The following is a 25,430-nucleotide window of genomic DNA, read 5'->3' as shown; positions in this document are numbered from 1 at the left end:
ATATGTCTGCGGAAGGGGGCTGGGGATCAATGGATCAGATTCTTGAAGAGAGTAAAGGTAGAGTTGTCGATGATTTCCCCGGAGAACTGGAGTCCGATCTTGAACTGAATGAACAGAGTTATGAAGGCCTGGAACAGTACGCTGAGGATACTGTAAGAGATTATGAGGATACTGATCAGGCCTATGATATAGTTGCTCTTTCGAAGGATCTGAAATCTAATGTAACTGATTTGATTGCTTACAAGGAGCTTTTCGGCCAGAAACTTGATTTCCTTGATTCATTCCGCGATGAACTTGTCGGCGATGAAAACTACGAGTTCGCAGATCAGTATTTCGAGCAGAATCCGCATCTGGATGATACAGGCCTTGAAAGACAGGACATAGCCACGATAAATGCTTTGCGTGAAGGCCTTCTCTACGATGAGATTATGTCGATGGGAGAAGAAGGCACATGGGACACTACGAATATAGGCGACTCCCGTATATTTGATAATGTAAACGATGTTGCAGATGCTGTAATCGCTGATTACTTCTTCAGAGGCGGAAAAGGCTTGAGAAGCACTCTGGGAATGGTAACAAGCTACGGCTTCGAGCAGTCAGTTGAATACGAAACTATGATGATGGGTGCGATGGCAGAGACTTTCCACTCCTCAACCCTCGTACAGGACGATCTTATGGACGGAGATACTGAGAGAAGAGGCAGGGCCTCTGCTAACGTGATGATGAATCACATCTTTGGAGAAAACGGCGCTGATATCCCGATTACTACTGGAAACGTTATGGAGTCGTGGACGAATGACTTGAACGTCCATCATCAGCTTGATATCCCTCAGAAGTCGAAGGAGGCCTTTGCCAAGGTTCAGGACGTTGTTAACAGAGGCCAGAACGAGGATATTTTGATGGGTAAGGATATGGAAAATCTTACTCTTGATGACTACAAGCATATGAGTATGGGGAAGACAGGATTCCTGTACGGCGGTATCGTGAAGATGGCTGCCGAACACTCGATGAACAATCTTGATTACACTGATGAGCAGAGAGACAGAGTCAACGAATTGCTTGGAGAGTACACATCTAACTTCAACTTTGCCTTCCAGTCCAGCGACGATCTACTGGAAGTAATAGGAAGCAACATGGACAAGTCCGACTCAGATATTCCTAACAGGAAAAGGACGGCTACAGCACTTACAACGGATAGAGTTCTCGAGCTTCAGGATGAGGAGATAGGAGGAGTTCCTGCTGAAGAATACTTCAGGGCCTTTTTCTCCACAAGTCCTGAAGACGATCCAACTGAAAACATCGCGGCTGCCGAAGGAATAGAGTTTACTGAAAGAATATTCGACAACCAGATCAGGAGACTGATGAGGGATCAGGAAGACGTTCACAGGGCCCAGCTAGAAGGATGGGCAGAAGAGGCCTCCAGAGCAGCGAACGATCTTCAGGATGAAGGTTTCAGTGAGGGAGCTGCCAATCTATTCGGCAAAGCCGCCGAAGCTATGAACGAGAGAACTCACTGAACTAAACTTAAAAGGATTCCATAAATATTCTAGATTATGACTGAAGTAAAAATAGGCCTTGAGACACACGTACAGCTGGATACAGAGACAAAACTTTTCTGCGGATGCCCGAACAAAGAAGCAGACGAGCCGAACACACATGTATGTGAGACATGCCTCGGACATCCAGGTTCCAAGCCACGTTTGAACGAGGAAGTAGTCAATCAGGCGGTCAAGGCCTCTGAAGCACTTAACTGCAACGTCAACGAAGACGTATTTTTCTCACGGAAGACCTATTTTTACCCTGACATGAGTAAAAACTACCAGATCACACAGTACGAGATCCCTGTAGGAGAATCAGGAGAGAAAGAGATCAAGGTAGGAGATGAGAAAAAGGAGATCGGTATAACAAGGATCCATATAGAAGAGGATCCGGCGAAGATGAAACATGTCGGAGGCGACATATCTGATTCTGATTATACAAAAGTAGATTACAATAGAGCCGGAACACCGCTGATCGAGATCGTAACAGATCCAGACTTTACAAGTCCGAAAGAGGCCCGGGCGTATCTTCAGCAACTGGCACAGATGATGCAGTATCTGGATCTGTATCAGCCGGAGTCAAACTTTGCGATAAAGACAGATGCGAACATCTCGATCGACGGCGGTGAACGTGTAGAAGTCAAAAACATTACAGGAACGAAAGATATCGAAAAAGCCCTGAGCTACGAAATATCACGGCAGAAACAACTGAAAAAACGTGGCAGAGAAGTCACACAGCAGACAAGAAACTTCAACCAGGGAACAGGAGCGACAGAAGAGATGCGTGAAAAAGAAACGGAGGAAGACTATGGATACATCTTCGATCCGGATCTGACACGTCAGGAACTGGATGAAAAACTCCAAGAAGAGATCCGTGAATCGCTGCCGGAGCTTCCGCAGGAGAAATTTGAGAGATTCAAGGAAGAATATAATTTGAAGGATAAACTTGTAGAATCACTTATTACAGAGGCCTCTCTGGCCGAGGACTTCGAACAACTCGCTGGAAAATTCGATGCGGATTTAGTCGCTTCGTGGATGACAGGCGACTTGAAGAAAGTCCTGAACTACAACGAGTTAACTTACAGCGAGTCAGGCCTCGAAAAAGATTCTATCGAGTATATGCTAGGCCTGATCGACGAGGAAAAAATTTCAGACAGGAATGCTGAGATGCTTTTACGTGAAGTCGTCGGCGAAAAATCTGATCCGGAGAAAGTTGTTGAAGAAGAGGATCTTCTCAAGGCCGAAGACGATGAGATCGGAGAGTTCGTAGAGGCTGCTATCGAGGAAAATCCTGAAGCAGTCGAAGACTTCGAATCAGGGGAACAAGAGGCCGTTAACTTCCTTGTCGGACAGGTCATGCAGAAAAGCCAGGGAAAGGCTGATCCAAAGACTGCAAGGGCGAAAATCCTGGAACAGCTGGAATAAATTTCCGGAGGCCTCTATTCTATGTCCAGAAAAGCGGATGAAAAACTTGAAGAATTCGGAATAAGTTTTGAAGAAGTCATCCAGGACAATCCGACGAAAAGCTGTGACGACGCAGCAAGGGAGAGAGGCCTGGAGACTTCTCAGATCGTGAAAAGTTTGATAATCGAAGCAGAAGGCCAGAAGTTCCATGTGCTTTTGCCCGGCGACCGCACGCTTTCTGAGAAAAAATTCGGTTCTGAGTATCGCATGATTCCACCGGAAAAATCTAAAGAGATTACAGGATTCGAATCCGGGACTGTTCATCCTTTTTCAACAGAGTTGAAGCATTTCGTAGATGAAAGAATATTCGAGAACGAAAAAGTTTCCCACACCGTCGGCGAGACACAGCGAGCAGTTATACTTAAGGCAGAAAGTTTCCGGGAGGTCCTGGAAAAATCTGATTTCATTTTTGAAGTTGGAGATTTCGCTGTCTCTACTGAACAGGATTTCCAGGAAGTAATGGATAGAGGCCTTGATGAAGAGTCCGCAAAATTTGTCGTGAACAAAGGCGTTCGCAGCATATTTCTGGATCTCTCCCGAGAATACAATCAGGAACGTGTTCTGGATCTGCTGAAGGCCTTCAATCGAGAAAGTCTTGATCCGGAATACGAATCGGCTGCGGAAATCTTGGACAGGGCTGAAAGCCAGACGCATATGCAGCGGCTTGTCGAGGCCCTCAGTGAAAACGGTGAACTTCCTGAGGCCTCAAGCTTTGATCTCGAGGAAAAGATTTCAGAGGTACTGGAGGAGAATCCTGATGCAGTTGAAGATTTTCAGGAAGGCCGTGACTCGGCACTGAACTATCTTATTGGACAGTTAATGCAGGAGACGAACGGTAAAGCAGATGCCGGTGAGGCCCGTGAAAAATTTATGGAGGAGTTGCGATGAGTCTTGAGAAAGCACGGGAAAAATTCTTTCAGGCCTCAGATACTGACGACGTGGCTGAGAAAAGATTTCTGATGTTTCAGGCCTTTGAAAAAGTTCTTTCAGGCCTTGAGATGGAGTCAGTGAAGGATCTGGATGGTTTCGACGGTTTTCTGTACAAGAATTCTCAGGATTTCCTGACAAGTTCCAGTAGCTACGAGAAAGAGAAGAAACTGGAGAAAATCCTGGATTACGTTGACAGAAAGTACAGTTGAAAATATTTTTTTATCCTTCGCCGCGAAGCTGGAATCCGATCTCAGTACCGGAATCATCCTGGTACACTCTAAGCGGTACGAGGCCTCCAAGAGGCTGCACAAGCTTTGAATCACCCATATCAATGTTCAGTTGTTCCTCTTCCTCCAGGGCCTCTGCTATATCTCTCAGAAGCTCTGCGGCGTCTTCTCTTTCAAGTCTGAACTCTTTCTGTACGTTTTCGCTCATCTGGGATCATCTCTGAAAATTAAAGAGAAGTTGATATGTTTAGGCGAACATCTCGTCCGGATGGACATCGCGTTCACCCAGGAAGTCTTTCTCAACTCCCACGTTTCCTTCCTTGAGATCCTTGATGGCTTCTCTGAAGTCCTGCATCTCTGCCTCGGCCTCTGAGTAGTCGTCGTATCTATCGAGTGCTGTGATTGAGGCCTGTCGGACGATCTGTTTGATGTCTCTTCCTGTGAAGTCTTCGTCCATCTCTTTGACAAGTTCTTCGAGATCCAGGTCTTCGCTGAGATCGATCTTTCTTGTGTGTACCTTGAGGATTTCTTCTTTGGCTTCGTCGTTAGGGATAGGTACTTCGATCGCGCTGCATCTGTTCAGTAGAGCTGGATCCATGATATCCGGCGTGTTGGATGCAAAAATCGAGATAACGTTTCCATCTTCCTCTGTATCAAGGCCGTCAAGCTCGGAGAGAAGTTGAGACATTGTTCTTTCGACTTCTTCGCCTCCGTGGCGTCTGTCGTCCAGCCTCTTCTTTGCGATTGCATCGATTTCGTCGATGAAGATGATTGAAGGCTTTTCTGTGGCACGGGCCTGTTCGTAGAGTCGCTTGACTTTTTTCGCTCCTTCTCCAATGAATTTTTCGACAAGCTGCGGGCCGTTGATCATGAACATTTCTGCGTCGTACTCATTGCTCAGGGCCTTTACAAGGTGTGTCTTTCCTGTTCCAGGCCTTCCAATCAGTAGCGTGGATTTGTCCATGTCCATGCCCCATTCCTTTATTTTCTCCTTCTTATCACTGTTTAACTGTGCGCCGACGTTGGATGAAAGGCTTTTGATGACGTGATCAAGGCCTCCGATGTCTTGGAATGTTACATCTGTCTCTACTGCGTCGAACTCTGCGTCTTTTCCTTTGTCTACAATATCTGTTACTTTGAAACTGTTTGGATCAAGTGCTACTTCTGTTCCTGGCTGGAAATCGGTTGGCTCGTATCCGCTTGGGACTTCGACTCCGTAGCGGCCTTTCATGTTTCCGCTGGCTTCCACCCAGATTCTTTCGCCGTCGAACTCTGATACGACTACTCCTCGTAGAACAGGAGTTGTCAGATTTGTTCCGTTTGGATTCCTGTTCTTGGAGTTCTGCTGCTGGAAGTACTGAGGGAACTGAACCTTCTGCTTCTTGCCATCCTTGTCCTTGCCTTCTTTGGAGTCATCTTTCTCCATTTTTTCATCTGCTTTTTCCTCTGATTCCTCCTTGTCTTCCACTTTTTCAGAAATATCCTTTTCAGTCATATCAGTCACCCGGCGTTGAACACGGACCAGCAACTTCCTCAGATCCTTGATCCAGTCCATGTATACACCCAAGAATTCCCGTCTTATCTTTATAAATCAAACACCGCAGCCAGAGGCCTGTTCACTCAAAAACGTTGAGTTACAAAAATCCTACCTGAGATATAGAGGAGAAAAACAAGATGAAAAACACCAAGATAATATCCACCATAGGCCCGGCAACAGACTCGAAACAGAAACTTTCAGAAATAATTGATTCAGGAGTTGACGTAGTACGGCAGAACTTCTCACACGTCGACCACAAACAGCACGGAAAAATATACGACAGAATCCGCGACGTATCAGAGAAAACCGCAGTAATGATCGATACAAAAGGCCCGGAGATCAGACTCGGAGAAGTAAAGGAAGATACAGTACTTGAGACAGGCCACAGCGTGGAACTGACAACGGATGAAGAAATCACTGGTGATGAAGAAGTTCTTTCAGTCAACTACAGTGATTTCATCAATCATATTGAGGCCGGCGACGAAGTCAGGATTGACGACGGAAAGATCGAGCTTGAAGTAGAGAAAGTGGATGACACTGCAGAGTGTACAGTAGTCTACGGCGGCGAAGTATCCAGTAGAAAAGCAGTCAACGTACCGGGGAAAGATATAGGCCTTTCAGCACCGACAGAGAAAGATGTTGAAGATATCGAGTTCGCAGCAGAGAAAGGCTACGACTTTGTATCCCTCAGCTTTGTGAAAGAGGCCTCGGATGTAGAGGAAGTCAGAGAGATCCTGGATGAGCATGATTCCGATATGCATATTATCTCGAAAATCGAACACAAGAAGGCCGTGGAGAACTTTGACGAGATCCTGGAGGCCTCTGATGCTATCATGGTGGCTCGTGGAGATCTAGGTGTAGAGCTTCCGCCGGCTGAGCTTCCGATGATGCAGAAAGAGATGATAGAGAAATGCAACGAGGCCGGTAAACCTGTTATAACAGCGACACAGATGCTGGAGTCGATGACAGAAAATCCTACGGCCACAAGAGCCGAGATATCCGACGTAGCGAACGCAGTACTGGATGGTACGGATGCAGTAATGCTTTCCGGCGAGACAGCAATCGGAGACTACCCTGTCAAAACTGTAAAATTCATGTCGAACGTGGTAGAAGAGGCAGAGGCCTCTATGGAAGGTAATACACATCATACTGTCAAGCAGCCACCGGAGACGACAAGAGAGATCATCTGCAAGAACGTCTGGCAGGCAGCGAGAGACTCAGAGGCAGAGTACATCGTGGCCCACACATCTTCAGGAAGCACAGCACGCAACATCTCCAAGTACAGGCCTGAGAACCCGATCATCGCATTCACGGATTCGGAAAGAGTTGAAAGACAGCTGCAGCTTGCATGGGGAGTAAATGCCTACTACGAGGAATTCCCGGATGATGTTGAAGGGATGCTAGAGGCCTCCGCACGCCGAATGAAAAGTCTGAACTTGGCCTCCGGTGAAGACGAACTTGTTCTTTCCGCAGGAATCCCGACGTCCGTTACAGGCACCACCAACATGATGCAGATCAGGACAGTAGAAAGCATCATGGACAAGTAAAAAGGCCTTATCATCTCCATTTTTCCTTATTTCTATCGGGTTCTAGTAGAAAATTTGACTGAAAGCCATGTTGCATGGCTTAACATGATCGAACTCTGTAGATGAGTTCGAGCCCGTAGGGATTTGAACCCTAGACCTAGCGGTCCGAAGCCGCTCGCTCTGTCCAAGCTGAGCTACGGGCCCTTTGGCAAAAACTTGACTTGAAATTCTTTTATAGATCAACTGATTGATTCACGATTTTGATCCTCAGGCCTCTGTCGATTCTTTCCAGATGCTGATCGATTTTTTCGCCGATCTCCGGAGAAATCTCCGAGACAGGAACGAGGCCTGTATCCAGTATCTCGAATTTTTCCTCAATTTTTTCGAATCTATTTTTCGTAGTTTTTCAGAGGCCTTTCAGGTAAAATTTTTCCATTGTTTCCGGCATGGGGGTTGAAATTTCTATCCTTCTAATACTTCTGTATGGATAGAATTGCATTATTGATAAGAAGAGATGAAGAGTTCCTTGTCGTGAATGATGAGGATTCGAAAGAGGGCGAGTGGAGGCCTATAATCAGACAGATTGAGAAAGGAGAAACGCTTAGAGAAGCAGCCAGGAATGAGACACGTAGTGTTACAGGTGTTGAGATAGAGTTTGTTGAAAAAGTTACTAAGACTGAGATAGGTTCAGGCAACGAGAGGATTCACTGGTATCTTGTAGATGAGGAATCTGCTACAGAAGAGAATCCGGAGCCGGAAAAAGTCGATGTAGAAAACGAGAACTACGACTGGTTCACGGCAGAAGAAATACAGGAACTTGAACTCGGAGAAAAATTCCAGAACTTCTTCGAAGAACACGGAGAGACACTTGTAGAGAAATAAAGAGAACTCTCATCTTCCAGGCCTCAAAAAAGGCCTATACTACTTTTCATTTCGTTTCTCTTGAGACCAGTACCGGTGTATCACACGTTCTCAGGACTTTTTCTGTCACGCTTCCAATCAGAATCCTGTCAAGGCCTGAGCGCCCGTTACTGCCCATAGTCACTAGATCGATATCTTTTTCTTCGACGTATTCTCTGATTTCTCGATGCGGAAGGCCTACAGTAACTTTTGTCTCTGCTGTGGTATTCATCTCTTTTTCCAGAGACTTCACTGTTTCTTCTCCGAATTCTTTCATCTGTTCCAGATGGGCCTGTCCCCTGAGGTCGCCTGGCATAGTGGATATGTCTACTACATAGATTATGTGTATATTGGAGTCAAATTTCTCTGATATCTGCTTTGCATGATTTAAAGCAGCTTTCGAGGCCTCACTCCCGTCTGTTGGAAGAAGTATTTCATCATACATCCAGTATCACCACTGTTGTCATCGTCTTCGAATGTTAAAAATCTGTCTTATGGCTCTTTCAGCGGCTGAAAGGCTATCAGAAAGTACTGATGTCTCCTTCAACACATTTCTCGGTCACTGAATCGATCTCTTCCAGCTTCCTCTCTACAATCTCCTCGAAATCTTCTTGAGCAGCAGAGCTTTCTACTTCCACCAGTTGAGGATCCTTGATAGGGCCTCCGATCTGAGACAGGAGTTTTACCTGGGCGTAATGGCCTGTTTCGCTGTGAATCTCTTCCGCGATTTCTCGGGCGAGGAGGTTGTAAATCTTTCCGACATGGGTAACAGGGTTTTTCCCGGAGGCAGCCTCCATACTCATCGAACGATGGGGAGTTATCAGGCCGTTAACTCTGTTGCCTCTACCCACTGATCCATCATCCCCCATCTCGGCAGAAGTACCTGTGACTGTCAGATAGACCTCTTCTTCCTCGATCTCGTCAGCAGTATTGACATGCACTTCAGGCCTCAAGCCGTTCTCTTCAGCAATCTTCTCAGCGGTATTTTCTACAGATTCAAGGTGCTCTCTGTATTCGTCCATGGAGCTGACTCGCGAGGATATCGCAGCGGCTGCTACAGTTAAAGTGATCTCTTCTCCCTGACGCAGGCCCATCACCTTCACATCTTCGCCGCAGCTTTCCAGGCCTCTAACCTCTTCCTCAACCTGTCTGACTGTTTTCTCCGCAGGTGAAAGCGGTGCGTGGCCTACTCCGAAACTGGTATCGTTCGACATTCTTTCCTCCCGTTCGTAGACAGAGGCCAGGTCTGTAGATGTCTCACCGATCCTGGACTCGAACTCGATGTGGGAAGAATCTAGGGCCTTGAAGTTCTCATCGATATATTCTTTTGCAGCATCCAGTGCAATTTTATCGACAGGAATCTCCTCGCCGTCAAAACTCTTCGTGGCACGACCTGTCAACAGAATGAATACAGGCTCTACTATCTCCCCTTCTCCAAAACCGGGATTTGATTCTCCGGCTACTAACTGGACCTCATCAGTGTTGTGATGCAGTATATGGCCGAATCTCTTCCTGTATTCGCGGGAGAGCTCTCGGGAAACTTTCTCAGCCAGGCCGTCGCAGATACTGTCAGGATGACCGAGGCCTTTTCTTTCCACAAGCTCTACTTCTCGGTTTTCTACAGGATCGTCTTCTGTTTCAGTCCAGGAAATATTCATGAAGAAAGTTTTCTGGCGCAGTAATAAAATACTCGCGCATAGTTTAACTGAAGTCCATCTGTTGCACTATCTTACAGGGAACTCGGCCTCGAAGCTGTTCCTGTAGTATCTTTCGAACTCTGTATCTCCTATCTGGAACACCATTTTTCCTTCAACTGTTACTGGTGTGGTGCCTCTGTATCTCTCGCTTAAAGCTGTTTCGTGGAGTAGGGCGATCATCTCGCTCTGTCCGGTGTCTATAACTGTTTCTCCATTTATGTGTCCTGTATCAACAGATTCGCCTTCTACATTTACACGGTAAGAAGCTGCCTTGAACTCTGCCCGTAGGAGATTAGGATTACTGATTTCGTAGTCCTGTACGAAAGTAAGGCCTGTCTCAGAGGCCTCTACGCCACGGATATTCACGTCTTCTATCTGAACGTTCTGGATTCTGAAGTCACCGGAGAAAGATCCTGTAGGATTATCCGGCATCAGCATAGCCGCCGTACCGAAAGTTGCAAGCACAACGGCTGTGGCAAGCAGAAGTCCTGCCATGCTCTTGTGCTCCATGACCTGCTTCTGTCGATCAACAATTTTCTCCCGCACTGAATCAGCTTCTTCATCCGGCATTTTTTGAGGCCTCTACATCCATCGTTTTCTCGTTTTTCGTTATTATAACTTGTCACAGGAACTAGTTGTTTTGAGAAAGTAACAACAAAAGCAAAAGGTACTTAAGTGTTATTTCAAAGTAGTAACAATATGAGGAAGGGGTTTTCAAATCTGGGGGAGGTACTTCTTGTTATTCTAGTGCTGGCTATAGGCTACCTGGGGGGAGCCGTCAGCACCTATGAACTCTCAGATCTTGGGGAAGATACACAGATGGTCCAGACGCCGACGTACAATATAACCTGTCCTGAACCACAGCAGGATCTCAGACAGGCAGATAATCTAAGAAGCGATGGATCACAGTCCAACATCAACAATTACATTCAGGCCTCTTACACCGATGTTGATTACAGCGTCGGCGATGGAGAGGCCTCGGTGGAAGTTGATGCCGTAGCACAGCCCGAGGGAAAGTCTATGAGGCCTACAATTTTCTCCGGCAACACGGTACTTCTACAGGCCTACGAAGGAGGAGAGATAACTGAAGGAGAGATACTTCGTTACGAGACAGGTGATGGCTACGTCATCCACAGAGTCCAGGCCAACTATCTCGAGACAAGCGATTACCTGCTTATGCGGGGAGATAACAACGAGCACTCTTCAAGGATAAACGTCGATCAGGTTACTCACAGAGCCGTAGGAATACTTTATACGGACTCGAGTTCAAAGTACACCAACTTCCAGGACTGAATTACTGGTCCAGAGGCTCGAGCAACACTTTCATTTCCTCTTCTATGCCTTTTTCGTCAGAAAAGTTCTGATTGGTCTCTATAACATACTTTGCAGGCCCTTCACTTGTATAGGATTTCAGATCTTCATCAGAAACATTAGGCTCGGGATCAGCTTCTTTAATCGTCCTCACAGTCCTCTCAGCAGTTAGAAATATCATATCGAGAGGAATTTTTGTGTTTTTCATCCAGAAGCTTCTCTCTCTAGCATCATCGTAGATAAAAATCATTCCAGAGTCGTTGTCAAGACTTTCACGCCCCATAAGGCCTCTGGCACGTTCTTCAGGAGTTGTAGCTGTCTCAAGCTTTAGCTCCGCAACTTTTTCATCATCGTCTATGAATGCGGCCTTCACAAGACTGCTGTTCTCAAGTCCATCAGCCTTTATATCATTCTCGGGGCTTGGAGCAGTCACAATAAGGCCTAGAGCAACTACAAGTATAGCTACAGTAAGGCCCTGCCGCAAACTCTGATCCATAGAGACAACTTAACTACCTACATTTTTGAATGTGGAACATTTAGATGGAAGAACGGCCGATATCCTACATATTCATTATGGATCTCTAACTCTTGCAGCATACTTTTTCAGCCTTGTAAATCTTTCCTGGCATGTCCTAAAACAACAGGCTCAACGAATACAAGGCCTCAACAATGAAGGGGATTAAAACTGTTTAACAACTGCGTAAGAAAAGGCTGCACGAACAAAACATTTCTAGGCCTGTGCAACGAATGTATCAGAGAAGGTAGAGTTAGCAGAGAATCTTGAAAATCTTCTAACGTTTATGGATCGCTGCAATCTCTTATCATACCGCAGTTAGGGCATTTCAGTTCACATGCAACGTGCTTATTCATTTCTGCGTTGCAGTTCCAGCACGTTTTATCTACCATAGAGAATTTATTCGCCCTTCTTCTTTCTAAGTTTTTCGAAGTGATTCAGGGCCTCTTCGACGTCTTCAGGCTCTATTGCAGGGAAGTTTTTCCTGATGTGGTAGAACTCTGCGTAACTGGAGTTCCAGATCGGGAATCCTGAAAGACATTCTCTGTCCGGATTGTCTCCGGTACGTATCACGAAATCTATATCTTTCTGGACTTCCAGATGCTTTGACATGTTATCCTCTGAGAAACTTCCTCCGTCTCTGGAAATCTTCTCAGAGGCCTGTAGTATATCTTTTTTACCGGAGTAAGAGATCAGCAGATTGACTGTTGTCTCTCCTTCGCTGTACTGCTCCTGAATTGACTCAAGCTTCTCAGCAAGCCTTTCTGGCAGGGCCTCGGGCTTTGTTGATCCCCAGTTGACTTTGAAATCCTTGTCCTGGAAGAAATCTGCCATATCATCTATATTTTCCTCAAGAAGCTGGAAAAGCGTCTCAAGCTCCTCTTCCTCCCGTTTAAGGTTCTCCTCTGAGAGCAGGTAAAAAGTTATAGAATCAACATCATCGGAAAACCCCTGCAGAGAATCCGTCACATGCTTCACGGTGTCTCTGGCTTTTCTGTAGGCCTTGTAGTTTCCTATGCCGTGTGAATTCGCATATCTCCTGTTACCGTCCGGTATTACTCCTATGTGCATGAAAACTCTTCAGCTCCCTGTAACTCAAACACTTTGGAAGTTTTTTATACCCTCTAGCCGTTCCTAGGTCCACGGCAGCATAGCCTTCAACTGCTTTCTACTCAGAAGACTGGAAGGCCTGTCCATGTGAACACCGATCTCTCCCTGGAAAATCCACATCCCCAGTCTCTGAACAGGGGAAGGCATAGAGTAAACCTTCTCTATCAGGCCTCCAAGGAAAATATCCCTGCCCAACTCGCTGCGCCAGGCCTGTTCATATCTCTCAAGTTCGGGATCGTCGACGTCGATAGTCTCTGAGGCCCTGTCAGCAGCTCGCATCCCGTAAAGTATGCCTCCGCCTGTGAAAGGCTTTGTCTGCCCGGCAGCATCTCCTGCGAGGAAAACTCTCTCGGTGGAAACTTTTTCCGGAGGCTTGATCGGTATCGCACCGGCGCAGATATCTCTCCGATCCTGTTTTTCCACATCGAATTTTCCAGTTACTTTTTCCAGCCACTTCATCGGATTCTCTCCTTTAGGTACACCGACACCGTACTCGACTGAGTCTCCACGGGGGATACGCCAGCCGAAAAACTCCGGTACATCCAGCACAACATCCACGAAATCAGAACTGTCCTCCTCGTCCGTGAAACACAGAATACCCTGATAGAAATGATCCGGCTCCGGAAGGCCTACCTCTGATCTTACAGTTGAAGAGGCTCCATCACATCCTGCCAGAATCTTCCCCTCGTAGGAGGCCTCATCCGTATGCACTATGACTTTATCTTCTTTCTCCTGTACTTTTTCGACAGTCTCTCCCAGCTTTATCTCTGCTCCGGCTTCACGGGCCTGTTCAGCTTTCTTCCTGTCAAGGCCTACACGATCGATCACGTAGGAAACTGTTTCGTTCCGGTAGAAGCTGTATTCTTTTCCAGAGGTGTGAAAGTTCGCACCTGTAATCTCGTTCTGGTATATCTCATCGAATTCCTCGTTCGATAGAAAGTTTTTGATATCGGGAGAGACGTGTCCGGAACATGCGAGAGGCCTCCCGACTTCATCGCTTCTCTCTATAACAAGTACGTCGAGGCCTTTCTCGGCGAAGTTCTTCGCTACCTGTGATCCGACAGGCCCTGCCCCTACTACTATGACGTCTTTCATGTTGAGGCCTCTGTAGAATTTTTCAGTACCATTCTGGTTCGCTGATTTTGATGTCGCCGTGGACTTTCACCTGGCAGCTGAGTCTGTACGGGCCTTCAAGTACTTCATCGCCCTGGAATCTTCGCAGCGTGTTTTTCTCGTCGTCTTGCATATCTGAAACGTTTTCCATGCCTTCCTCTATTTTGACTCTACACGTGGTGCAGTTGCAGAATCCTCCGCATGCGTGCATGTATTCGATTCCTCCCTGTAGAAGTGCCTGGAGGATGGACTGGCCGTCTTCGGCCTCTACTGTTTCATCACGGTCTGTGAACTCGATTTTGTGTGTCATACATAATGGAGGCCTGAAAAATGATAAAATAACTCTGGTCATCAGATAAGAAAAAATTTGGGGGGGGGGAAATGTTCTTTCGGTAAATAAAAAAGAAAGTTCTGTATATGTGGTTCTTTAAGCCCTCTTGCCTTCAGTCTTCCACTTTCTGACGATGTTGGATCCGCTTGACTTGGAAGTTGTTTCCTTGGAGCTGTTGTTGTTCACATGTTCCTCAGCTCTATGGATTCCTTCCTTGATGTCGGCATCTCCTTCATCATCGGATTCGAAGACTTCTCCGCAGTAAGGGCATTCCTTTGTATCTTCACTCATTGTAATTACCTCTTGATAGTGAAACAATCTGAGAAGCCAGATTTTTTATCGGTTTTCACAAGCCAACAATTCTCCCGTTAAACTTATAAAGGTATTCCGTGTCAAGGCCGTTTTCTGGAATGGCTTAAAATCTTCTTACAGGCCTGTAGCTATCGAAAATATCATTGCTCCAAGCAGGAATATCCAGACGACAAGTGAGATGTAATTGAATGCTGTCTGGCTGTCTTCAAAGTATTTGTCGACTACAGCTCCTACCATTTGTCCTCCATCAAGAGGCCTGATCGGCAACATGTTGAAAAGTCCGATCAGTAGATTGAGCAATGCTATTACCTCCAGTCCTCCAAGTGTCCAGCTCAGGAAGCCCTCAATATCCTTGTATTCTGGCTTTATCGTTCTTCTGTCGTATATCATGTCGAAGAACGCTGCCACAGGGCCTTCGCCGGAGGCTATCAGTACTCCCATGTGCGCGGAGCTGTTTCTGTCCATAAGTGTGACATTAAACATGCCTTCTGACGTGTTCACTTCTACAGTATCGTTTATCTCGTAGTTCTCAAGTGCTTTCCGAACGTCACTTCCGTAATGCACAGGCTGTTCACCGATGCTGTAAAGTGTTCCGTTGTTCATGCCTGATTCAGCTGCCGGCAGTCCATCCTGTGCCTGGTAGAAAACTCCTGTAGGCTGGGCGACAGTCATAAACAGTGCAAGAGCTGATACGCCCATAACTGCTGCTGTAATATAATTTGCGAAGCTTCCTGCTGCAAGAACCTTCAATCTTGAACTGAGAGTTCCCTGATCCCAGTGTCCTCCAAGAGAGGCCTCTTCGTTTTCTCCGTCTTTTTCTTCATCTTCTCCCGGCAGCATCTGCTCTCCTTTAGGCTCCACGAACGCTCCAGGAATTATCCCGAGTACGATCCAGCCGACGCTGTTAAGCTCCATTCCTTCTGCTCTGGCGACTATGCCGTGACTCATTTCGTGGACGAACATCAGTACGCCTATCGCGATCAGCCAGTACTCTACAGGGATGAATGAGATACCTGACTGGAAAGTTGTCTCTCCGGAAAGGCCTGGAGCTATCAGACTTGGGCCTCCGGAAGCTCCGCCCGTCTGTGTCATCTGTGAGAACGAAAGCACGATGTTCCAGAGGATGAAAGGAATAGAGATGACTCCTACAACGAGGCCTGCCCATCCGTAGAAGTTCCAGAAACGTGGAAATCTCTGTGCAATGCTGTCTATAAGTTTCAGGCCTTTCTTTGTTCTTCTGTAGAAAAGTATTGACTGTCTCTGCACGCTGTTCCTGTCCCTGTACATCAGTAATGCCAGTGCACCGGCAAAAATTATCATGAATACAAGCCGTGGATTAACTCCCTGTAAAAATCCGGTTACTGACATACAAGTCAAGAATGTTCACAGGTCTTTAATAATTCCCCTTTTTCCCGGGTAACGAGTAAAAATGTATTTGAGCAAGCTTTCCATATGAGCGATCAAGAACAGCCACTTTTCTGGTCCGACCAGCTAGCTTACGGAGTAAAGAGAAAATTCGAAGATCAGGACACATACGTATGTGCATCCGGAATTTCTCCTTCAGGCCACGTCCACATCGGAAACTTCAGGGAGATCATCACTACAGACTTCGTTGTCAAATCGCTGCAGTACTACGATGAAGATACACGATTCATCTACTCCTGGGACGACTACGATCGTTTCAGAAAAGTCCCTGACAACGTACCGGACGAATTCGAGAAATACATAGGCCTCCCGCTAAGCAAAGTTCCAGATCCGGAAGGCTGCCACGAAAGCTACGCAGAACACTTCGAGGCCCGACTTGAGGAACAGCTCGAGGATATGCACATGGATATCGAGTTCATCCGCCAGAGCAAGATGTTCCAGAAAGGCGAATACGCTGACTTGATCAAGAAAGCGATGAACAACAGGGAAAAGATCAAAGATATACTGGATCAGTATAGACAGGAGCCGCTGGAAGAAGACTGGCAGCCACTCAGAGTCTACTGCAAGGAATGCGGCAAAGACTTCACAGAAATAAATGACTACGACGGCGAATACACAGTAGAATATAACTGCAACGAATGCGAAGAGGCCTTTGAAATCAATTTCAAGGAGGAGGATTCCGTCAAGCCGCCCTGGAGAGTTGACTGGCCGATGAGATGGTTCTACGAAAACGTTTCCTTCGAGCCCGGAGGGAAGGATCACTCCGCAGCAGGATCGTCAAGGGATACAGGCAAACAGATAATAGAAGAAGTCTACGATGCTGAAGCACCTGTATACCAGATGTACGATTTTGTCAGGCCTAAAGGCTCGGATAAAAAGATTTCATCGAGTTCAGGAGAGAACGTATTGACTCTCGACGACATGAAGGAGATATACAGTCCTGAGATGATTCGTTTCCTTTTCAGCCAGACAAAGCCGAAGAAAGTGATCAACCTGGCCTTCGATGAGGAGATCATACAGATATACGATCGTTTCGACAGATTTGAGGAAAACTACTTCGGGGAAGGCCTTGACAACGAGAAAAAGCAGAGGCATCAGGAAAGAGTCTACGAACTGGCGATGGTGGAACTGCCTGATGAAAGGCCTCTTCGTGTACCTTTCAAGCATGCTGCATTCGTCGCTCAGACAGTCCCTGAGGATGAATGGAGGAGTAAAGGCCTTGAATCACTTCGCCGGACAGGACATGTCCCGGAGGATATCTCTGAAGATGAGGAGCAACAGGTAATCGATCGCCTGAGAAGAGCGAAGAACTGGGCCCGTGAATACGCTCCCGAGGACTACGTGTACAGAATCAACGAGAGGCCTCCTGAAGACTTTACGGATGAGGAAGTTGAAACACTGAATCTGATACAGGAAGCTCTCGGGAATCAGGATTTTGAAGATGCTGATGAGCTGGACGGCGAACTCTGGAACGTTCAGGATGCATCACCTCTGGAAGCCGGAGATTTCTTCGAGGCCTCCTACAGGGCCATACTCGGAAGGGAAAGCGGCCCACGCCTGTCTACACTGATCATGTCGATAGGCCAGGAAAAGAGCCGTGAAATCCTTTCAAAGATCTGACAGAGGCCAGAAAATGGAAAAAATGGATAAAATCCCTCAAATACCTTTTTCTCTTTACTTCTGTACTTTCCTGATCTTTGTCTACGCATTACAGCTTTTCACAGGATTTGATCCAGGATTCCAGGCCTACGAGTCACATCCTGTAAATTTTTTCCTCTCATTTTTCGGCCACAGCGATGCAGAACATCTCTTCAACAACATATTTTTCCTGGGCCTCTTTGGAACAGTCTTTGAACTCATTACTTCAAGAAAGACGTTTATCTATACTTTTCTTGCTTCAGCTATTTTTGCAAATATCACGGCATTCATTTTCTACACGGATTCCTATATAATCGGTGCTTCAGGAGGAGCAATGGGAGTTCTCTCCGCACTGGCAGTTTACAGGCCCAGAAAAATAGGCCTGGCTCTGGGAATCCCTGTTCCGATGTATATAGTACTGGCAGTGTACGTGATGATCAATCTTGCTGGTATAGGCTCTGGAACAGGTACTGCATACGAGGCCCATCTATTCGGTCTTTTGACAGGTTCTCTGATAGGTATATGGATGAAAGACTTCGAATTTGACGAAGAAGATGGGTCAGAGGAAAAACTGGGGGAGGATAACTGGGATGAAAAAATCAGAAGATGGGAAGAGAAGTACATGCTGTAGCCGTTCCAAGGCTTGAAGCAATGTATCCTGCCCCTGCGAAAGTTGCGATAGCGCTTCCTATCGATACAAGTATGAAGACAAGCAGTATCTTGCTTGCCTGATTGCTCCAGAGATCTCTGTATCCTGTTATCTCTGCAACGCTTTCAAGCTCCTCCACAGTAGGAGGGAAGAACTTGCCCTCGAAGTATGCCGCAACCATGCCCGCTCCGATAGCAGGTGAGAGGGAAGTTAATGGAGCAGATACGAATGAGACTATCCATGTCGCAGGATGAGCTCTTGCCAGTACAGCTCCGATGAAAGCTCCGATTCCGTTCATCAGTATCCAGGCTCCTGTAAGATTCAGGCCTGTACAGAATCCTATCTTGTAGAAGCTGTAGGCAAGCATACTGATTATCAAAGCAGGGATGCCGTACTTCAGTATTTTCAGCCATGGAAGTGAGAATCCTGTATCTTCTTTTCTTACCTGTATGTCTTCACTTTTCTTCTGAAGTTCTTCTGCAAGGCCTTCGACATGTGCAGCGCCTACGACAACTACTCCGTTTTCAAAATCTCTGTCAAGTATTTTTTTGGCCATGAAACGATTTCTTTCGTCAAGAAAAGTCTCCTTCAAGGTAGGAAATTCTTCTTCCAAGGCCTTGATAACAGTGTTAAGCATGTTGTCTTCTTTCAAGTCTTCAACTTCCATCTCTTCATCCGCGATAAACATAGAGCTTACAAGCTTCAGCTTCTCCCATACAGAAAGCTTCTCCATGGCTATGCGGAAAGTTTCATTGATGTCTCTGTCGATTAATCCGTACTCTATATCATTTTCTTCAGCAGTTTTAACTGCTTCAAGTAGTTCTTCACCAGGCTTAACGTCTTCCTGAAGGCCTATACGCCTCTGGTAGATTGAAAGAATGAGATTCATGAACAGAAGGAACCCTTTACCTTCTCTAATTGCCTCAACTATGTTCAAATCTTTCCAGCCGCTTCCATTTCTTAAGGAATCGTAACGGCTTTCATCAAGCTCCACGCCTACAAAATCCGGCTCAAGCTCCTCTATACTGGAGTGAACCTCTTCCTTGCTCTCCTGAGATACATGCGCAGTACCGACTAAAGTTACAGTTCGATCGCCTAGATCAACAGTCTTTCTCATCCAACACGTAAAAACAGTTTCAGAAAGATAATAAATCCGAGGCCTTGACAGAGTCCTGGGTCCAAAATATATCATAGTTCGTGACGAAAAAATTTTCTGTGATAGGCCTCAAACAGAGAAGGATGCTCATAGATTCACTGATCGCGACAGTAGTGCTTTTATCCTCGTACCTTGTAGGATACTTTCAGTCCATGGATCTTGGATCATTAACATTTGCACTTATCCTTCCGAACTTTCTGCTTATCGCTCTCGCCTATCTACATCTCGTCCTGAGAAAAGGAAGAAGATACGACGAATCAGAACACAGAAACTCCTACGAGGCCCTGAAAACAGCAGTTTTCCTGGTGCTGATTTACTCAAGTTATACTGCAGGCCTGTCAACTAATGGAGGCCTTGCACCACAGAATATCGTCTCTACCTCGGTAGCCTTAGTATTCACAGCTTTCACGCTGTACCTGATGGCCTACAGGCCTAATACATGACTTACTTCCGTCTCTCCAGACAGAAATCCGTCAGCTTCCGCAGGAAATCCTTGAAATCTTCAGGAGCCTCTAGATTCTCTATATCACTGTAGGCCTCTTCCGCGAGTTCGCTCATCTTTTCCTGGACTTCTTTCTGGACTTCCAGCTCGTTCATCTTCTCGATTATCTCTGCTTTCTCCTCGTGATCAAGATCCTTCCTGAGTTTTTCACGCATACTTTCCCTTTCGTCTTCAGGAAGCTTTTCCAGCATTTTCAAGCGATGCAGAGTCTTCTTGTTCTCCTCGAGATCAGATCCCAGAGACTTACCTGTCTCGGCCTCATCACCGAAAAGACTCAATTCATCGTCACGCAACTGGAAGATAATACCGATACGCTCTCCCAGTCGATAAAGCCTTTCTATCTCATCCTCAGAGGCCTCAGCCATCAAAGCCCCGGCCTTGAAAGGAAGAGAGAAAGTATAACGCGCTGTCTTATCTCTGTAAAGCCGCATAATTTCTTCTTCATCAATCTCTTCCTTCGAGTACCCTGAGTATATGTCTACCTGCTCTGCGAGGCCTACAGCAGAGAACTCGGAGAAAACAAGTTCTGTGATCTTTCTCCTTTTTTCGGGCTTTATATCCAGATCTGCCAGCAGGCCCTGCCCCATGAAGTATGCGATATCTCCGCCGGCTATAGCCATGCCTGCTCCGAAATGCTCGACGTTGTCAAGATCCTCGTCTTCACCAAGTTCCTGATACTGCTTGGCGAAAGTCGGCATCCCTCTCCTGTAATCGTCTTTGTCGATTATATCGTCGTGCATGAGGAGGCCTGTATGCAGAAGTTCAATCGCTCCGGCAACTTTTACTGCCTCATCTGTATTTTTTCCGTCGTAGAAATTATTTGTTTTAAGTACAAGTGCGCCACGCACCATTTTGCCGCCTTTCGCCATTTCCTTCATTCTTCCCTTGATGTCTGATCTCCAGCGGCTTGCATCAGGCTCCATCTCCTCCCATTCATCCAGATAGTTATCGAGAAAGTTTGAAACCTTTTTCTTGTCGCTCTGTATGTGCTTTAGAACATTATCGCTTTCCTGAGGATTCATCGCAGTACAGAGAAGAACTTCTGCATTTAAACTTAAACCACTGTTCCTTCACTCCATCCCCCAACCAATTTATACAGGCCTGAATAAGTGTTCAAACAATGTCTCTTATCGAAGTTAAAGGCCTGAAGAAAAGTTTCGGTGATGTAAAAGCGCTTGACGGCATCGATCTTGAAGTGGAGGAGGGCGAGATAGTCGGTGTACTTGGCCCGAATGGCGCAGGGAAATCTACTTTAATCCAGATACTGACAGGCCAGATGAAATCGGATGCAGGAACTGCAGAGATACTTGGAATAGATCCATCGGAAAATCCTGTAGAGGCCCGTGAAAAAATGGGCATACTCCCGGAAAGAGAGGATCCGCCTAGCTTTCTGACGGGCAGCGAATACCTCGACTTTGTCTCAGATACAAGGGATACTGAAATCGATAAACAGGCCTGGATAGAAAGACTGAACATGGAGGGAAAAATGGATAGTCAGACGCGCAATCTTTCCAAGGGAGAGAGACAGAAACTTATGATTACTCAGGCCTTCTTCCATGATCCAGAGATTGTTTTCATCGATGAGCCTCTCGTCAATCTTGATCCTGTAGTCCAGGAAGAGGCCAAGAAAGTTTTCAAGGAGAGAAGAGACAACGGAGGCACAGTCTTCCTCTGCACACACGTTATCTCCCTGGCAGAAGAGGTATGCGATAGAGTTTTCTTCCTTAAAGATGGAAAAATAACTAGAGAGATCACAGAAGTCGAAAACTTGAAGGAAAAATTCCTGGAAGATCAATAATTAACGTAGAGGCCTGTAAAAAATTATGATAAAGAAGATGATTGAAGAGGAGTGGCGCAAGAACTCTGCGCTGTACAGAGGCCGCTCTTTTGCAGCTTTCCCCGTACTTGTATTTTTCTTCAGTTTTGCCTGGAACTGGATGGCATTGAATTTTTCTGTTATAACTGCTGAAACACTTCAGAACTTTGTGCTAGGCCTCTCAGCTTTCCTGGGGCTTGGAGTTGGAGCTGTAGGATTTTCAAGCCGTGATGCATTCAGAAATGTACTGGGCAGGACAAACTATCTCGTATTCACCTCCAGAACACTGCCGATATCACGAAAAAGCCTGATTACAAGTTTTGTAGTCAAGGATATATTCTACTACTCTGTACTCATGGTGCTGCCTATAATCGCAGGATTCCTTATACTAGCAGGCCTTAACTATGTCTCGGTAGTCTATATGGCTCCTTTACTCTTCTTGGGAGGAATACTTGTCAGCACAGTAATAACAGTAAGTTCGCTAACCCTGCCCTCAAATCGCTTCCTCAACTACGGCAGGCTATCCGGATTGAGGCCTTTGTCCGCAAAATCTGTGCTTGATCTCTTCAGATCCTCGGGTGGATTCCTGAAGATTCTTTTCTCTGTAGGCCTTCTGACAGCGTTCTACTGGACTCTAGTACTTTACTTCCCGGTAACGTCCATATTCCTGTCCAATCCACTGCTTTCATACAGCGTTATCATGGGCCTTGTATCCCTCACAGTGTATAACTGGCTTAACAGATTCGATGAACTTGAAGACTACACTTTCCTCCCATTAGATCTTCAAGAAATCATGAAATCTAAGAAACAGGCCTACACTGCTGTAGCAGTTCCTGTTTCAGTTTCTGCAGTACTTATCTCAGGTATTTTCTACTCCGGGCATCTACTGCTAGGCGTGTTTACAACAGCGTCCATGACAGTATACAACATGGCTGTTGCATCACATATTACAGGCCTGAAGCCCAATGAAAAACTTTTCCACGCTGATGCATTCATCAAGTACATGCTGGGAATCGGTGTAATCCTGATACCGCAGCTTTATCTTTCAGTAGCTTACACTCCAGAACTACTTCCACACATACTCATAATAAACACAGCAGGCCTATTGATAGGGCTTTACAGTTACAGCCGGTAAAATAGATCTGAAGCCGCAAGAAGTCAGAAGCTGGAAAAATTAATCTATATGGTGTCTATGTGTATGGACTCTTCGGGATTTGAACCCGAGGCCTCTTCCCTGCCAAGGAAGCGTTCCGCCAAGCTGAACTAAGAGCCCTCTGTGTATACAGAGATAGACACACAAATTTTTAATTGATGTAGTTTAAGGCCTCTACCGGTATTCGTCTTTGAGTTCACTTACACGTTTATCCGCAAGTCTGGTAGGTTCAGGAAGTTTGTAGTTCTGGCAGAACTCTTCCACAATCTTCACTGATGAGCCAGCGCTGATTCTGTGGCCGGGACTTACGTAAAGCGGATTGATTTTTCTGTCGCCGGTGTACTGCTTTGACTGGAATGTGTACCCGATTATTTCCCCGTTCTCTGTGTTTTCAACTTTTTCACTGGCTGTGACCGGTATTTTACGACCCTGCTCAAGTTTTCCGCCGTTCCAGCTGGTTTCACCGCAGAGAAGATTCTTTGCGATCCCTATAGAAGGTTCATCAAATATCACTCCTATGTGCGTGGCAATACCGGCCTCTCGGAAGTGTATACGCCCGCTTCCATCCAGAAAAAGAATATCAGGTTCCGCATCAAGATTTCCCAGGGCCTTGACTATCGACTCGCCTTCCCTGAATGCCAGAAGTCCGGGGATGTACGGTATATCGAGTTCAGCGGCTGCGGAGGCCTCTTCGATTACTTCGCCGTCCTCCATGACAACGGCTGCGCTGACGGATTTATCGTCGGTAAAGGCCTGATCTACTCCGGCCACTGTCAGCTCTTCAGGCCTTTCTGCACTGAACTTGAATCTGTCCTGGAATACTGCTTTCTCCGCTATATTTCTCTGTAGATTCTTCATCTCCTCTTTCTTGAGGCCTTTCCGTGGCACTAGTTCAGGATTTACAGGTTCCATATCTTCTTCTGCAGTTTCTTTCTGTTTTATTTGCTAAAAAGATTTGTCCGGCTCCAAAGTGTTTTTCAACTTCTTTCACGTTAAACTGTTGCATGAGTGAGAGATCTGTCTCCGCAGTCATACTTGGACTTGTGTTTGTAACCGCGCCAGTCACTTTCGGAATGCTTCCCATCGATATAACTTTCCCTATGATGGATCAGCTTATAACCGTTCTCTACGGCGTGCTTATGATCTCTGCAGGCCTGTTTGTCGGCGGAGCAAAAAGATACAAATCACTCCTTGATCTATACGGTGTGGTAGGAGTTGCACTGGTTGTAGCCGGGCCTCTGACATCGTACCCGCTTGGAGAAGAGTTCTGGACTACCATAACGTTTGTAACAGCAATTTTCCTGGGACTCCCGACAGCTCTATTACTAAGATTAAGCAAGAAACAGGCCTGAAATTTTACAGGCCTCTAAATAATTTTTCTAGTTAGAAGACACAATCTCGATGACATCAGTATGCTCAAGCTCGTGATCGGCGCCTATCTGACGATTCTCACGGCAATCAATAGCATGAATGAATCCTTCCCCAAGATCACTGTGGATAGTATACGCGAAGTCTTCAGCAGTCGCACCTTCTGGAACAAGGAAGCAGTCTGGCAAGATATTGCCGTGTTCGTCGCCCAGTCCGTCAGCACCTCCAGGGAAGACAGCCATAACTCCTAATTCCTCGAACAGTGCGTCTTCCAAGGCCTTTTGTACGCCTGTACCGCCGTACTTATCCATAAACTCTCTGATCTGTTCAAGGCCTTTACTTTTCTCCTCAGGCAAGTCATCCGTTAAAATTTCGAAATCTTCATCTCCCGGATAGTAATCAACGACGTCCTGTTCTGCAGCATTCTTCAGGGCCTTCTCAGCGTGAGCAGAGGCCGGTACAAAGTCAAGATGCTCGTACTCCGGATCAGAAGTGATCTCCTCAAAGTTTTCCTGGGCCTTTTCTGTATCCATTTTATTCGCTGCGACGATCATCGGCTTGGTCTCTTTACGGATCGTCCGTGCAAGCTGTTTTCTGTCTTCCTCATCCCAGGTATCAGGATCAAGTTCAAGGCCTTCCTGTAAAATTAACTGTTTGATCTCGTTCTTGTTAGTCTTGAAGGCAGACATCTGCTCCGCTAACTCTTCCTCAAGCTTCACGTCCTGCTGATTCATCTTTGACTCGTATCTCTCGATCCCTTTCTCCAGGATCTCCAGGTACCACATGTCAAGCTCCTCTTCCAGGAAATCGATATCTTCCCGTGGATCGTGACCTTCCGTCGGCTCTCCCTCGATATCTGTCTCACCGGAAAAATCCACGATGTGAATCAGTACATCGGCCTCGTTAAGATCTGTCAGGAACTTGTTGCCAAGGCCTTTACCTTCGTGAGCTCCTGGAATCAATCCTGCTACATCGACAAGTTTGACGGGGACATGCCTGATGCCGTCGTGGCAGAATCCTACTCGTGGATCGCATTCTTCGTCGAAGTCCGGTGCTGCACAGTCTACACGTACGTAGGCCTCTCCCACACTTGGATCGATAGTTGTGAAGGGATAGTTTCCTTCATCGACAGAGTTCATCGTCGCTGCATTGAAGAATGTGGATTTTCCTACAGAAGGCTTTCCTACTAATCCGATTTTGTAAGGCATGGAGA

The 25,430-nt window shown here is 46.3% G+C and carries 28 protein-coding genes and 2 tRNA genes; 13 read left to right on the top strand and 17 right to left on the bottom strand.

The annotated features are described in order from the left end of the window. Nucleotides 1–2 precede the first annotated feature (2 nt). The 4 genes from ACK3SF_RS03670 to ACK3SF_RS03655 are packed head-to-tail and all read left to right on the top strand — an operon-like array spanning nt 3 to nt 4,141. Nucleotides 3–1,517 (top strand): polyprenyl synthetase family protein, encoded by a 1,515-nt coding sequence (locus tag ACK3SF_RS03670; RefSeq protein WP_414837338.1) that lies wholly within the window; start codon nt 3–5, stop codon nt 1,515–1,517. A 36-nt stretch (nt 1,518–1,553) separates the two neighbouring features. Further along, on the top strand, nt 1,554–2,963 hold the full coding sequence (gatB, locus tag ACK3SF_RS03665) for an Asp-tRNA(Asn)/Glu-tRNA(Gln) amidotransferase subunit GatB (RefSeq protein WP_414837337.1): 1,410 nt from the start codon (nt 1,554–1,556) through the stop codon (nt 2,961–2,963). 21 nt (nt 2,964–2,984) lie between these two features. Next, nucleotides 2,985–3,890, top strand: coding sequence for a YbaK/EbsC family protein (locus tag ACK3SF_RS03660; RefSeq protein WP_414837336.1), 906 nt, complete (start codon nt 2,985–2,987; stop codon nt 3,888–3,890). Beyond that, the gene (locus tag ACK3SF_RS03655) at nt 3,887–4,141 is read left to right on the top strand and encodes a hypothetical protein (RefSeq protein WP_414837335.1); all 255 of its coding nucleotides are present in this window, start codon (nt 3,887–3,889) and stop codon (nt 4,139–4,141) included. The genes ACK3SF_RS03660 and ACK3SF_RS03655 overlap by 4 nt, the downstream gene beginning before the upstream one ends. Nucleotides 4,142–4,151: 10 nt before the next feature. On the opposite strand, the gene ACK3SF_RS03650 is transcribed toward ACK3SF_RS03655, so the two are convergent. Both ACK3SF_RS03650 and ACK3SF_RS03645 read right to left on the bottom strand, forming a co-directional pair. After that, nucleotides 4,152–4,367 (bottom strand): hypothetical protein, encoded by a 216-nt coding sequence (locus ACK3SF_RS03650; protein ID WP_414837334.1) that lies wholly within the window; start codon nt 4,365–4,367, stop codon nt 4,152–4,154. Between the two features lie 39 nt (nt 4,368–4,406). After that, nucleotides 4,407–5,714, bottom strand: a complete 1,308-nt coding sequence (locus ACK3SF_RS03645) for an AAA family ATPase (RefSeq protein ID WP_414837333.1) — start codon at nt 5,712–5,714, stop codon at nt 4,407–4,409. A gap of 119 nt (nt 5,715–5,833) precedes the next feature. Here ACK3SF_RS03645 and pyk point away from each other — a divergent pair, with 119 nt between their 5' ends. Then, on the top strand, nt 5,834–7,243 hold the full coding sequence (gene pyk / locus ACK3SF_RS03640) for a pyruvate kinase (RefSeq protein ID WP_414837332.1): 1,410 nt from the start codon (nt 5,834–5,836) through the stop codon (nt 7,241–7,243). 108 nt (nt 7,244–7,351) lie between these two features. Here the strand turns inward: pyk and ACK3SF_RS03635 are convergent. After that, a tRNA-Arg gene (locus ACK3SF_RS03635) sits at nt 7,352–7,426 on the bottom strand. A gap of 279 nt (nt 7,427–7,705) precedes the next feature. Between ACK3SF_RS03635 and ACK3SF_RS03630 the strand changes: the two genes are divergently transcribed. Beyond that, nucleotides 7,706–8,104, top strand: coding sequence for an NUDIX hydrolase (locus ACK3SF_RS03630; protein WP_414837331.1), 399 nt, complete (start codon nt 7,706–7,708; stop codon nt 8,102–8,104). A 46-nt stretch (nt 8,105–8,150) separates the two neighbouring features. On the opposite strand, the gene ACK3SF_RS03625 is transcribed toward ACK3SF_RS03630, so the two are convergent. From ACK3SF_RS03625 to ACK3SF_RS03615, 3 genes are all read right to left on the bottom strand, one after another. After that, nucleotides 8,151–8,567, bottom strand: a complete 417-nt coding sequence (locus ACK3SF_RS03625) for a universal stress protein (protein WP_414837330.1) — start codon at nt 8,565–8,567, stop codon at nt 8,151–8,153. A 76-nt stretch (nt 8,568–8,643) separates the two neighbouring features. After that, on the bottom strand, nt 8,644–9,780 hold the full coding sequence (locus ACK3SF_RS03620) for a methionine adenosyltransferase (protein ID WP_414837329.1): 1,137 nt from the start codon (nt 9,778–9,780) through the stop codon (nt 8,644–8,646). A gap of 66 nt (nt 9,781–9,846) precedes the next feature. Continuing rightward, nucleotides 9,847–10,389, bottom strand: a complete 543-nt coding sequence (locus ACK3SF_RS03615; protein WP_414837328.1) for a hypothetical protein — start codon at nt 10,387–10,389, stop codon at nt 9,847–9,849. Nucleotides 10,390–10,518: 129 nt separating this feature from the next. On the opposite strand from ACK3SF_RS03615, the gene ACK3SF_RS03610 reads away from it, so the two are divergent. Then, the gene (locus tag ACK3SF_RS03610; protein ID WP_414837327.1) at nt 10,519–11,112 is read left to right on the top strand and encodes a hypothetical protein; all 594 of its coding nucleotides are present in this window, start codon (nt 10,519–10,521) and stop codon (nt 11,110–11,112) included. 1 nt (nt 11,113) lies between these two features. On the opposite strand, the gene ACK3SF_RS03605 is transcribed toward ACK3SF_RS03610, so the two are convergent. From ACK3SF_RS03605 to ACK3SF_RS03580, 6 genes are all read right to left on the bottom strand, one after another. Next, nucleotides 11,114–11,626, bottom strand: coding sequence for a DUF192 domain-containing protein (locus ACK3SF_RS03605; RefSeq protein WP_414837326.1), 513 nt, complete (start codon nt 11,624–11,626; stop codon nt 11,114–11,116). Between the two features lie 417 nt (nt 11,627–12,043). Further along, the gene (locus ACK3SF_RS03600) at nt 12,044–12,715 is read right to left on the bottom strand and encodes an undecaprenyl diphosphate synthase family protein (protein ID WP_414837325.1); all 672 of its coding nucleotides are present in this window, start codon (nt 12,713–12,715) and stop codon (nt 12,044–12,046) included. A gap of 63 nt (nt 12,716–12,778) precedes the next feature. After that, nucleotides 12,779–13,849, bottom strand: coding sequence for a geranylgeranyl reductase family protein (locus tag ACK3SF_RS03595; protein WP_414837324.1), 1,071 nt, complete (start codon nt 13,847–13,849; stop codon nt 12,779–12,781). Nucleotides 13,850–13,871: 22 nt separating this feature from the next. After that, nucleotides 13,872–14,177, bottom strand: coding sequence for a 2Fe-2S iron-sulfur cluster-binding protein (locus tag ACK3SF_RS03590; RefSeq protein WP_414837323.1), 306 nt, complete (start codon nt 14,175–14,177; stop codon nt 13,872–13,874). Nucleotides 14,178–14,294: 117 nt separating this feature from the next. Further along, entirely contained in the window at nt 14,295–14,489 is a 195-nt protein-coding gene (locus ACK3SF_RS03585) for a hypothetical protein (protein WP_414837322.1), read from the bottom strand. 135 nt (nt 14,490–14,624) lie between these two features. Then, the gene (locus ACK3SF_RS03580) at nt 14,625–15,878 is read right to left on the bottom strand and encodes a site-2 protease family protein (protein ID WP_414837321.1); all 1,254 of its coding nucleotides are present in this window, start codon (nt 15,876–15,878) and stop codon (nt 14,625–14,627) included. Nucleotides 15,879–15,962: 84 nt separating this feature from the next. On the opposite strand from ACK3SF_RS03580, the gene lysS reads away from it, so the two are divergent. Then, complete coding sequence (lysS, locus tag ACK3SF_RS03575; RefSeq protein WP_414837320.1) at nt 15,963–17,555, top strand: lysine--tRNA ligase; 1,593 nt, start codon at nt 15,963–15,965, stop codon at nt 17,553–17,555. Between the two features lie 22 nt (nt 17,556–17,577). Further along, nucleotides 17,578–18,204, top strand: a complete 627-nt coding sequence (locus ACK3SF_RS03570) for a rhomboid family intramembrane serine protease (protein ID WP_414837319.1) — start codon at nt 17,578–17,580, stop codon at nt 18,202–18,204. Here the strand turns inward: ACK3SF_RS03570 and ACK3SF_RS03565 are convergent. Next, nucleotides 18,173–19,339: a TraB/GumN family protein gene (locus ACK3SF_RS03565; RefSeq protein ID WP_414837318.1), complete on the bottom strand. Its 1,167-nt coding sequence runs from the start codon at nt 19,337–19,339 to the stop codon at nt 18,173–18,175. The two genes, ACK3SF_RS03570 and ACK3SF_RS03565, sit on opposite strands and share 32 nt — an antisense overlap. A 98-nt stretch (nt 19,340–19,437) precedes the next feature. Between ACK3SF_RS03565 and ACK3SF_RS03560 the strand changes: the two genes are divergently transcribed. Next, complete coding sequence (locus ACK3SF_RS03560) at nt 19,438–19,821, top strand: hypothetical protein (RefSeq protein WP_414837317.1); 384 nt, start codon at nt 19,438–19,440, stop codon at nt 19,819–19,821. Between the two features lies 1 nt (nt 19,822). Here the strand turns inward: ACK3SF_RS03560 and ACK3SF_RS03555 are convergent, their stop codons facing one another. Next, nucleotides 19,823–20,902, bottom strand: coding sequence for a polyprenyl synthetase family protein (locus ACK3SF_RS03555; protein WP_414837316.1), 1,080 nt, complete (start codon nt 20,900–20,902; stop codon nt 19,823–19,825). A 98-nt stretch (nt 20,903–21,000) separates the two neighbouring features. On the opposite strand from ACK3SF_RS03555, the gene ACK3SF_RS03550 reads away from it, so the two are divergent. Both ACK3SF_RS03550 and ACK3SF_RS03545 read left to right on the top strand, forming a co-directional pair. Next, complete coding sequence (locus ACK3SF_RS03550; RefSeq protein WP_414837315.1) at nt 21,001–21,678, top strand: ABC transporter ATP-binding protein; 678 nt, start codon at nt 21,001–21,003, stop codon at nt 21,676–21,678. Nucleotides 21,679–21,703: 25 nt separating this feature from the next. After that, nucleotides 21,704–22,831: a hypothetical protein gene (locus tag ACK3SF_RS03545; RefSeq protein ID WP_414837314.1), complete on the top strand. Its 1,128-nt coding sequence runs from the start codon at nt 21,704–21,706 to the stop codon at nt 22,829–22,831. A 64-nt stretch (nt 22,832–22,895) separates the two neighbouring features. Here ACK3SF_RS03545 and ACK3SF_RS03540 read toward each other — a convergent pair. Then, nucleotides 22,896–22,969: transfer RNA gene (locus ACK3SF_RS03540), tRNA-Ala, on the bottom strand. A 54-nt stretch (nt 22,970–23,023) separates the two neighbouring features. Then, the gene (locus ACK3SF_RS03535) at nt 23,024–23,761 is read right to left on the bottom strand and encodes an endonuclease V (protein ID WP_414837313.1); all 738 of its coding nucleotides are present in this window, start codon (nt 23,759–23,761) and stop codon (nt 23,024–23,026) included. 92 nt (nt 23,762–23,853) lie between these two features. Here ACK3SF_RS03535 and ACK3SF_RS03530 point away from each other — a divergent pair, with 92 nt between their 5' ends. After that, nucleotides 23,854–24,201, top strand: a complete 348-nt coding sequence (locus tag ACK3SF_RS03530) for a hypothetical protein (RefSeq protein ID WP_414837312.1) — start codon at nt 23,854–23,856, stop codon at nt 24,199–24,201. A 27-nt stretch (nt 24,202–24,228) separates the two neighbouring features. Here the strand turns inward: ACK3SF_RS03530 and ACK3SF_RS03525 are convergent, their stop codons facing one another. Further along, nucleotides 24,229–25,425: a redox-regulated ATPase YchF gene (locus ACK3SF_RS03525; protein ID WP_414837311.1), complete on the bottom strand. Its 1,197-nt coding sequence runs from the start codon at nt 25,423–25,425 to the stop codon at nt 24,229–24,231. Nucleotides 25,426–25,430: the final 5 nt, after the last annotated feature.

The organism is Candidatus Nanosalina sp. VS9-1, assembly GCF_047555085.1.
Lineage (GTDB): Archaea > Nanohalarchaeota > Nanosalinia > Nanosalinales > Nanosalinaceae > Nanosalina.
The sequence above is the reverse complement of the archived record's forward strand: the minus strand, read 5'-3'. Positions and strand labels throughout refer to the sequence as shown.

Coding starts and splice junctions, on each gene's coding strand:
- ACK3SF_RS03545 (WP_414837314.1), top strand. CDS start 21,704: ATGATAAAGAAGATGATTGAAGAGGAGTGGCGCAAGAACTCTGCGCTG.
- ACK3SF_RS03660 (WP_414837336.1), top strand. CDS start 2,985: ATGTCCAGAAAAGCGGATGAAAAACTTGAAGAATTCGGAATAAGTTTT.
- ACK3SF_RS03565 (WP_414837318.1), bottom strand. CDS start 19,339: ATGAGAAAGACTGTTGATCTAGGCGATCGAACTGTAACTTTAGTCGGT.
- ACK3SF_RS03650 (WP_414837334.1), bottom strand. CDS start 4,367: ATGAGCGAAAACGTACAGAAAGAGTTCAGACTTGAAAGAGAAGACGCC.
- ACK3SF_RS03670 (WP_414837338.1), top strand. CDS start 3: ATGTCTGCGGAAGGGGGCTGGGGATCAATGGATCAGATTCTTGAAGAG.
- ACK3SF_RS03630 (WP_414837331.1), top strand. CDS start 7,706: ATGGATAGAATTGCATTATTGATAAGAAGAGATGAAGAGTTCCTTGTC.
- lysS (WP_414837320.1), top strand. CDS start 15,963: ATGAGCGATCAAGAACAGCCACTTTTCTGGTCCGACCAGCTAGCTTAC.
- ACK3SF_RS03535 (WP_414837313.1), bottom strand. CDS start 23,761: ATGGAACCTGTAAATCCTGAACTAGTGCCACGGAAAGGCCTCAAGAAA.
- ACK3SF_RS03615 (WP_414837328.1), bottom strand. CDS start 10,389: ATGCCGGATGAAGAAGCTGATTCAGTGCGGGAGAAAATTGTTGATCGA.
- ACK3SF_RS03610 (WP_414837327.1), top strand. CDS start 10,519: ATGAGGAAGGGGTTTTCAAATCTGGGGGAGGTACTTCTTGTTATTCTA.
- ACK3SF_RS03530 (WP_414837312.1), top strand. CDS start 23,854: ATGAGTGAGAGATCTGTCTCCGCAGTCATACTTGGACTTGTGTTTGTA.
- ACK3SF_RS03655 (WP_414837335.1), top strand. CDS start 3,887: ATGAGTCTTGAGAAAGCACGGGAAAAATTCTTTCAGGCCTCAGATACT.
- pyk (WP_414837332.1), top strand. CDS start 5,834: ATGAAAAACACCAAGATAATATCCACCATAGGCCCGGCAACAGACTCG.
- ACK3SF_RS03580 (WP_414837321.1), bottom strand. CDS start 15,878: ATGTCAGTAACCGGATTTTTACAGGGAGTTAATCCACGGCTTGTATTC.
- ACK3SF_RS03595 (WP_414837324.1), bottom strand. CDS start 13,849: ATGAAAGACGTCATAGTAGTAGGGGCAGGGCCTGTCGGATCACAGGTA.
- ACK3SF_RS03625 (WP_414837330.1), bottom strand. CDS start 8,567: ATGTATGATGAAATACTTCTTCCAACAGACGGGAGTGAGGCCTCGAAA.
- ACK3SF_RS03645 (WP_414837333.1), bottom strand. CDS start 5,714: ATGGACTGGATCAAGGATCTGAGGAAGTTGCTGGTCCGTGTTCAACGC.
- ACK3SF_RS03570 (WP_414837319.1), top strand. CDS start 17,578: ATGGATAAAATCCCTCAAATACCTTTTTCTCTTTACTTCTGTACTTTC.
- ACK3SF_RS03550 (WP_414837315.1), top strand. CDS start 21,001: ATGTCTCTTATCGAAGTTAAAGGCCTGAAGAAAAGTTTCGGTGATGTA.
- ACK3SF_RS03620 (WP_414837329.1), bottom strand. CDS start 9,780: ATGAATATTTCCTGGACTGAAACAGAAGACGATCCTGTAGAAAACCGA.
- ACK3SF_RS03590 (WP_414837323.1), bottom strand. CDS start 14,177: ATGACACACAAAATCGAGTTCACAGACCGTGATGAAACAGTAGAGGCC.
- ACK3SF_RS03585 (WP_414837322.1), bottom strand. CDS start 14,489: ATGAGTGAAGATACAAAGGAATGCCCTTACTGCGGAGAAGTCTTCGAA.
- gatB (WP_414837337.1), top strand. CDS start 1,554: ATGACTGAAGTAAAAATAGGCCTTGAGACACACGTACAGCTGGATACA.
- ACK3SF_RS03605 (WP_414837326.1), bottom strand. CDS start 11,626: ATGGATCAGAGTTTGCGGCAGGGCCTTACTGTAGCTATACTTGTAGTT.
- ACK3SF_RS03525 (WP_414837311.1), bottom strand. CDS start 25,425: ATGCCTTACAAAATCGGATTAGTAGGAAAGCCTTCTGTAGGAAAATCC.
- ACK3SF_RS03600 (WP_414837325.1), bottom strand. CDS start 12,715: ATGCACATAGGAGTAATACCGGACGGTAACAGGAGATATGCGAATTCA.
- ACK3SF_RS03555 (WP_414837316.1), bottom strand. CDS start 20,902: ATGAATCCTCAGGAAAGCGATAATGTTCTAAAGCACATACAGAGCGAC.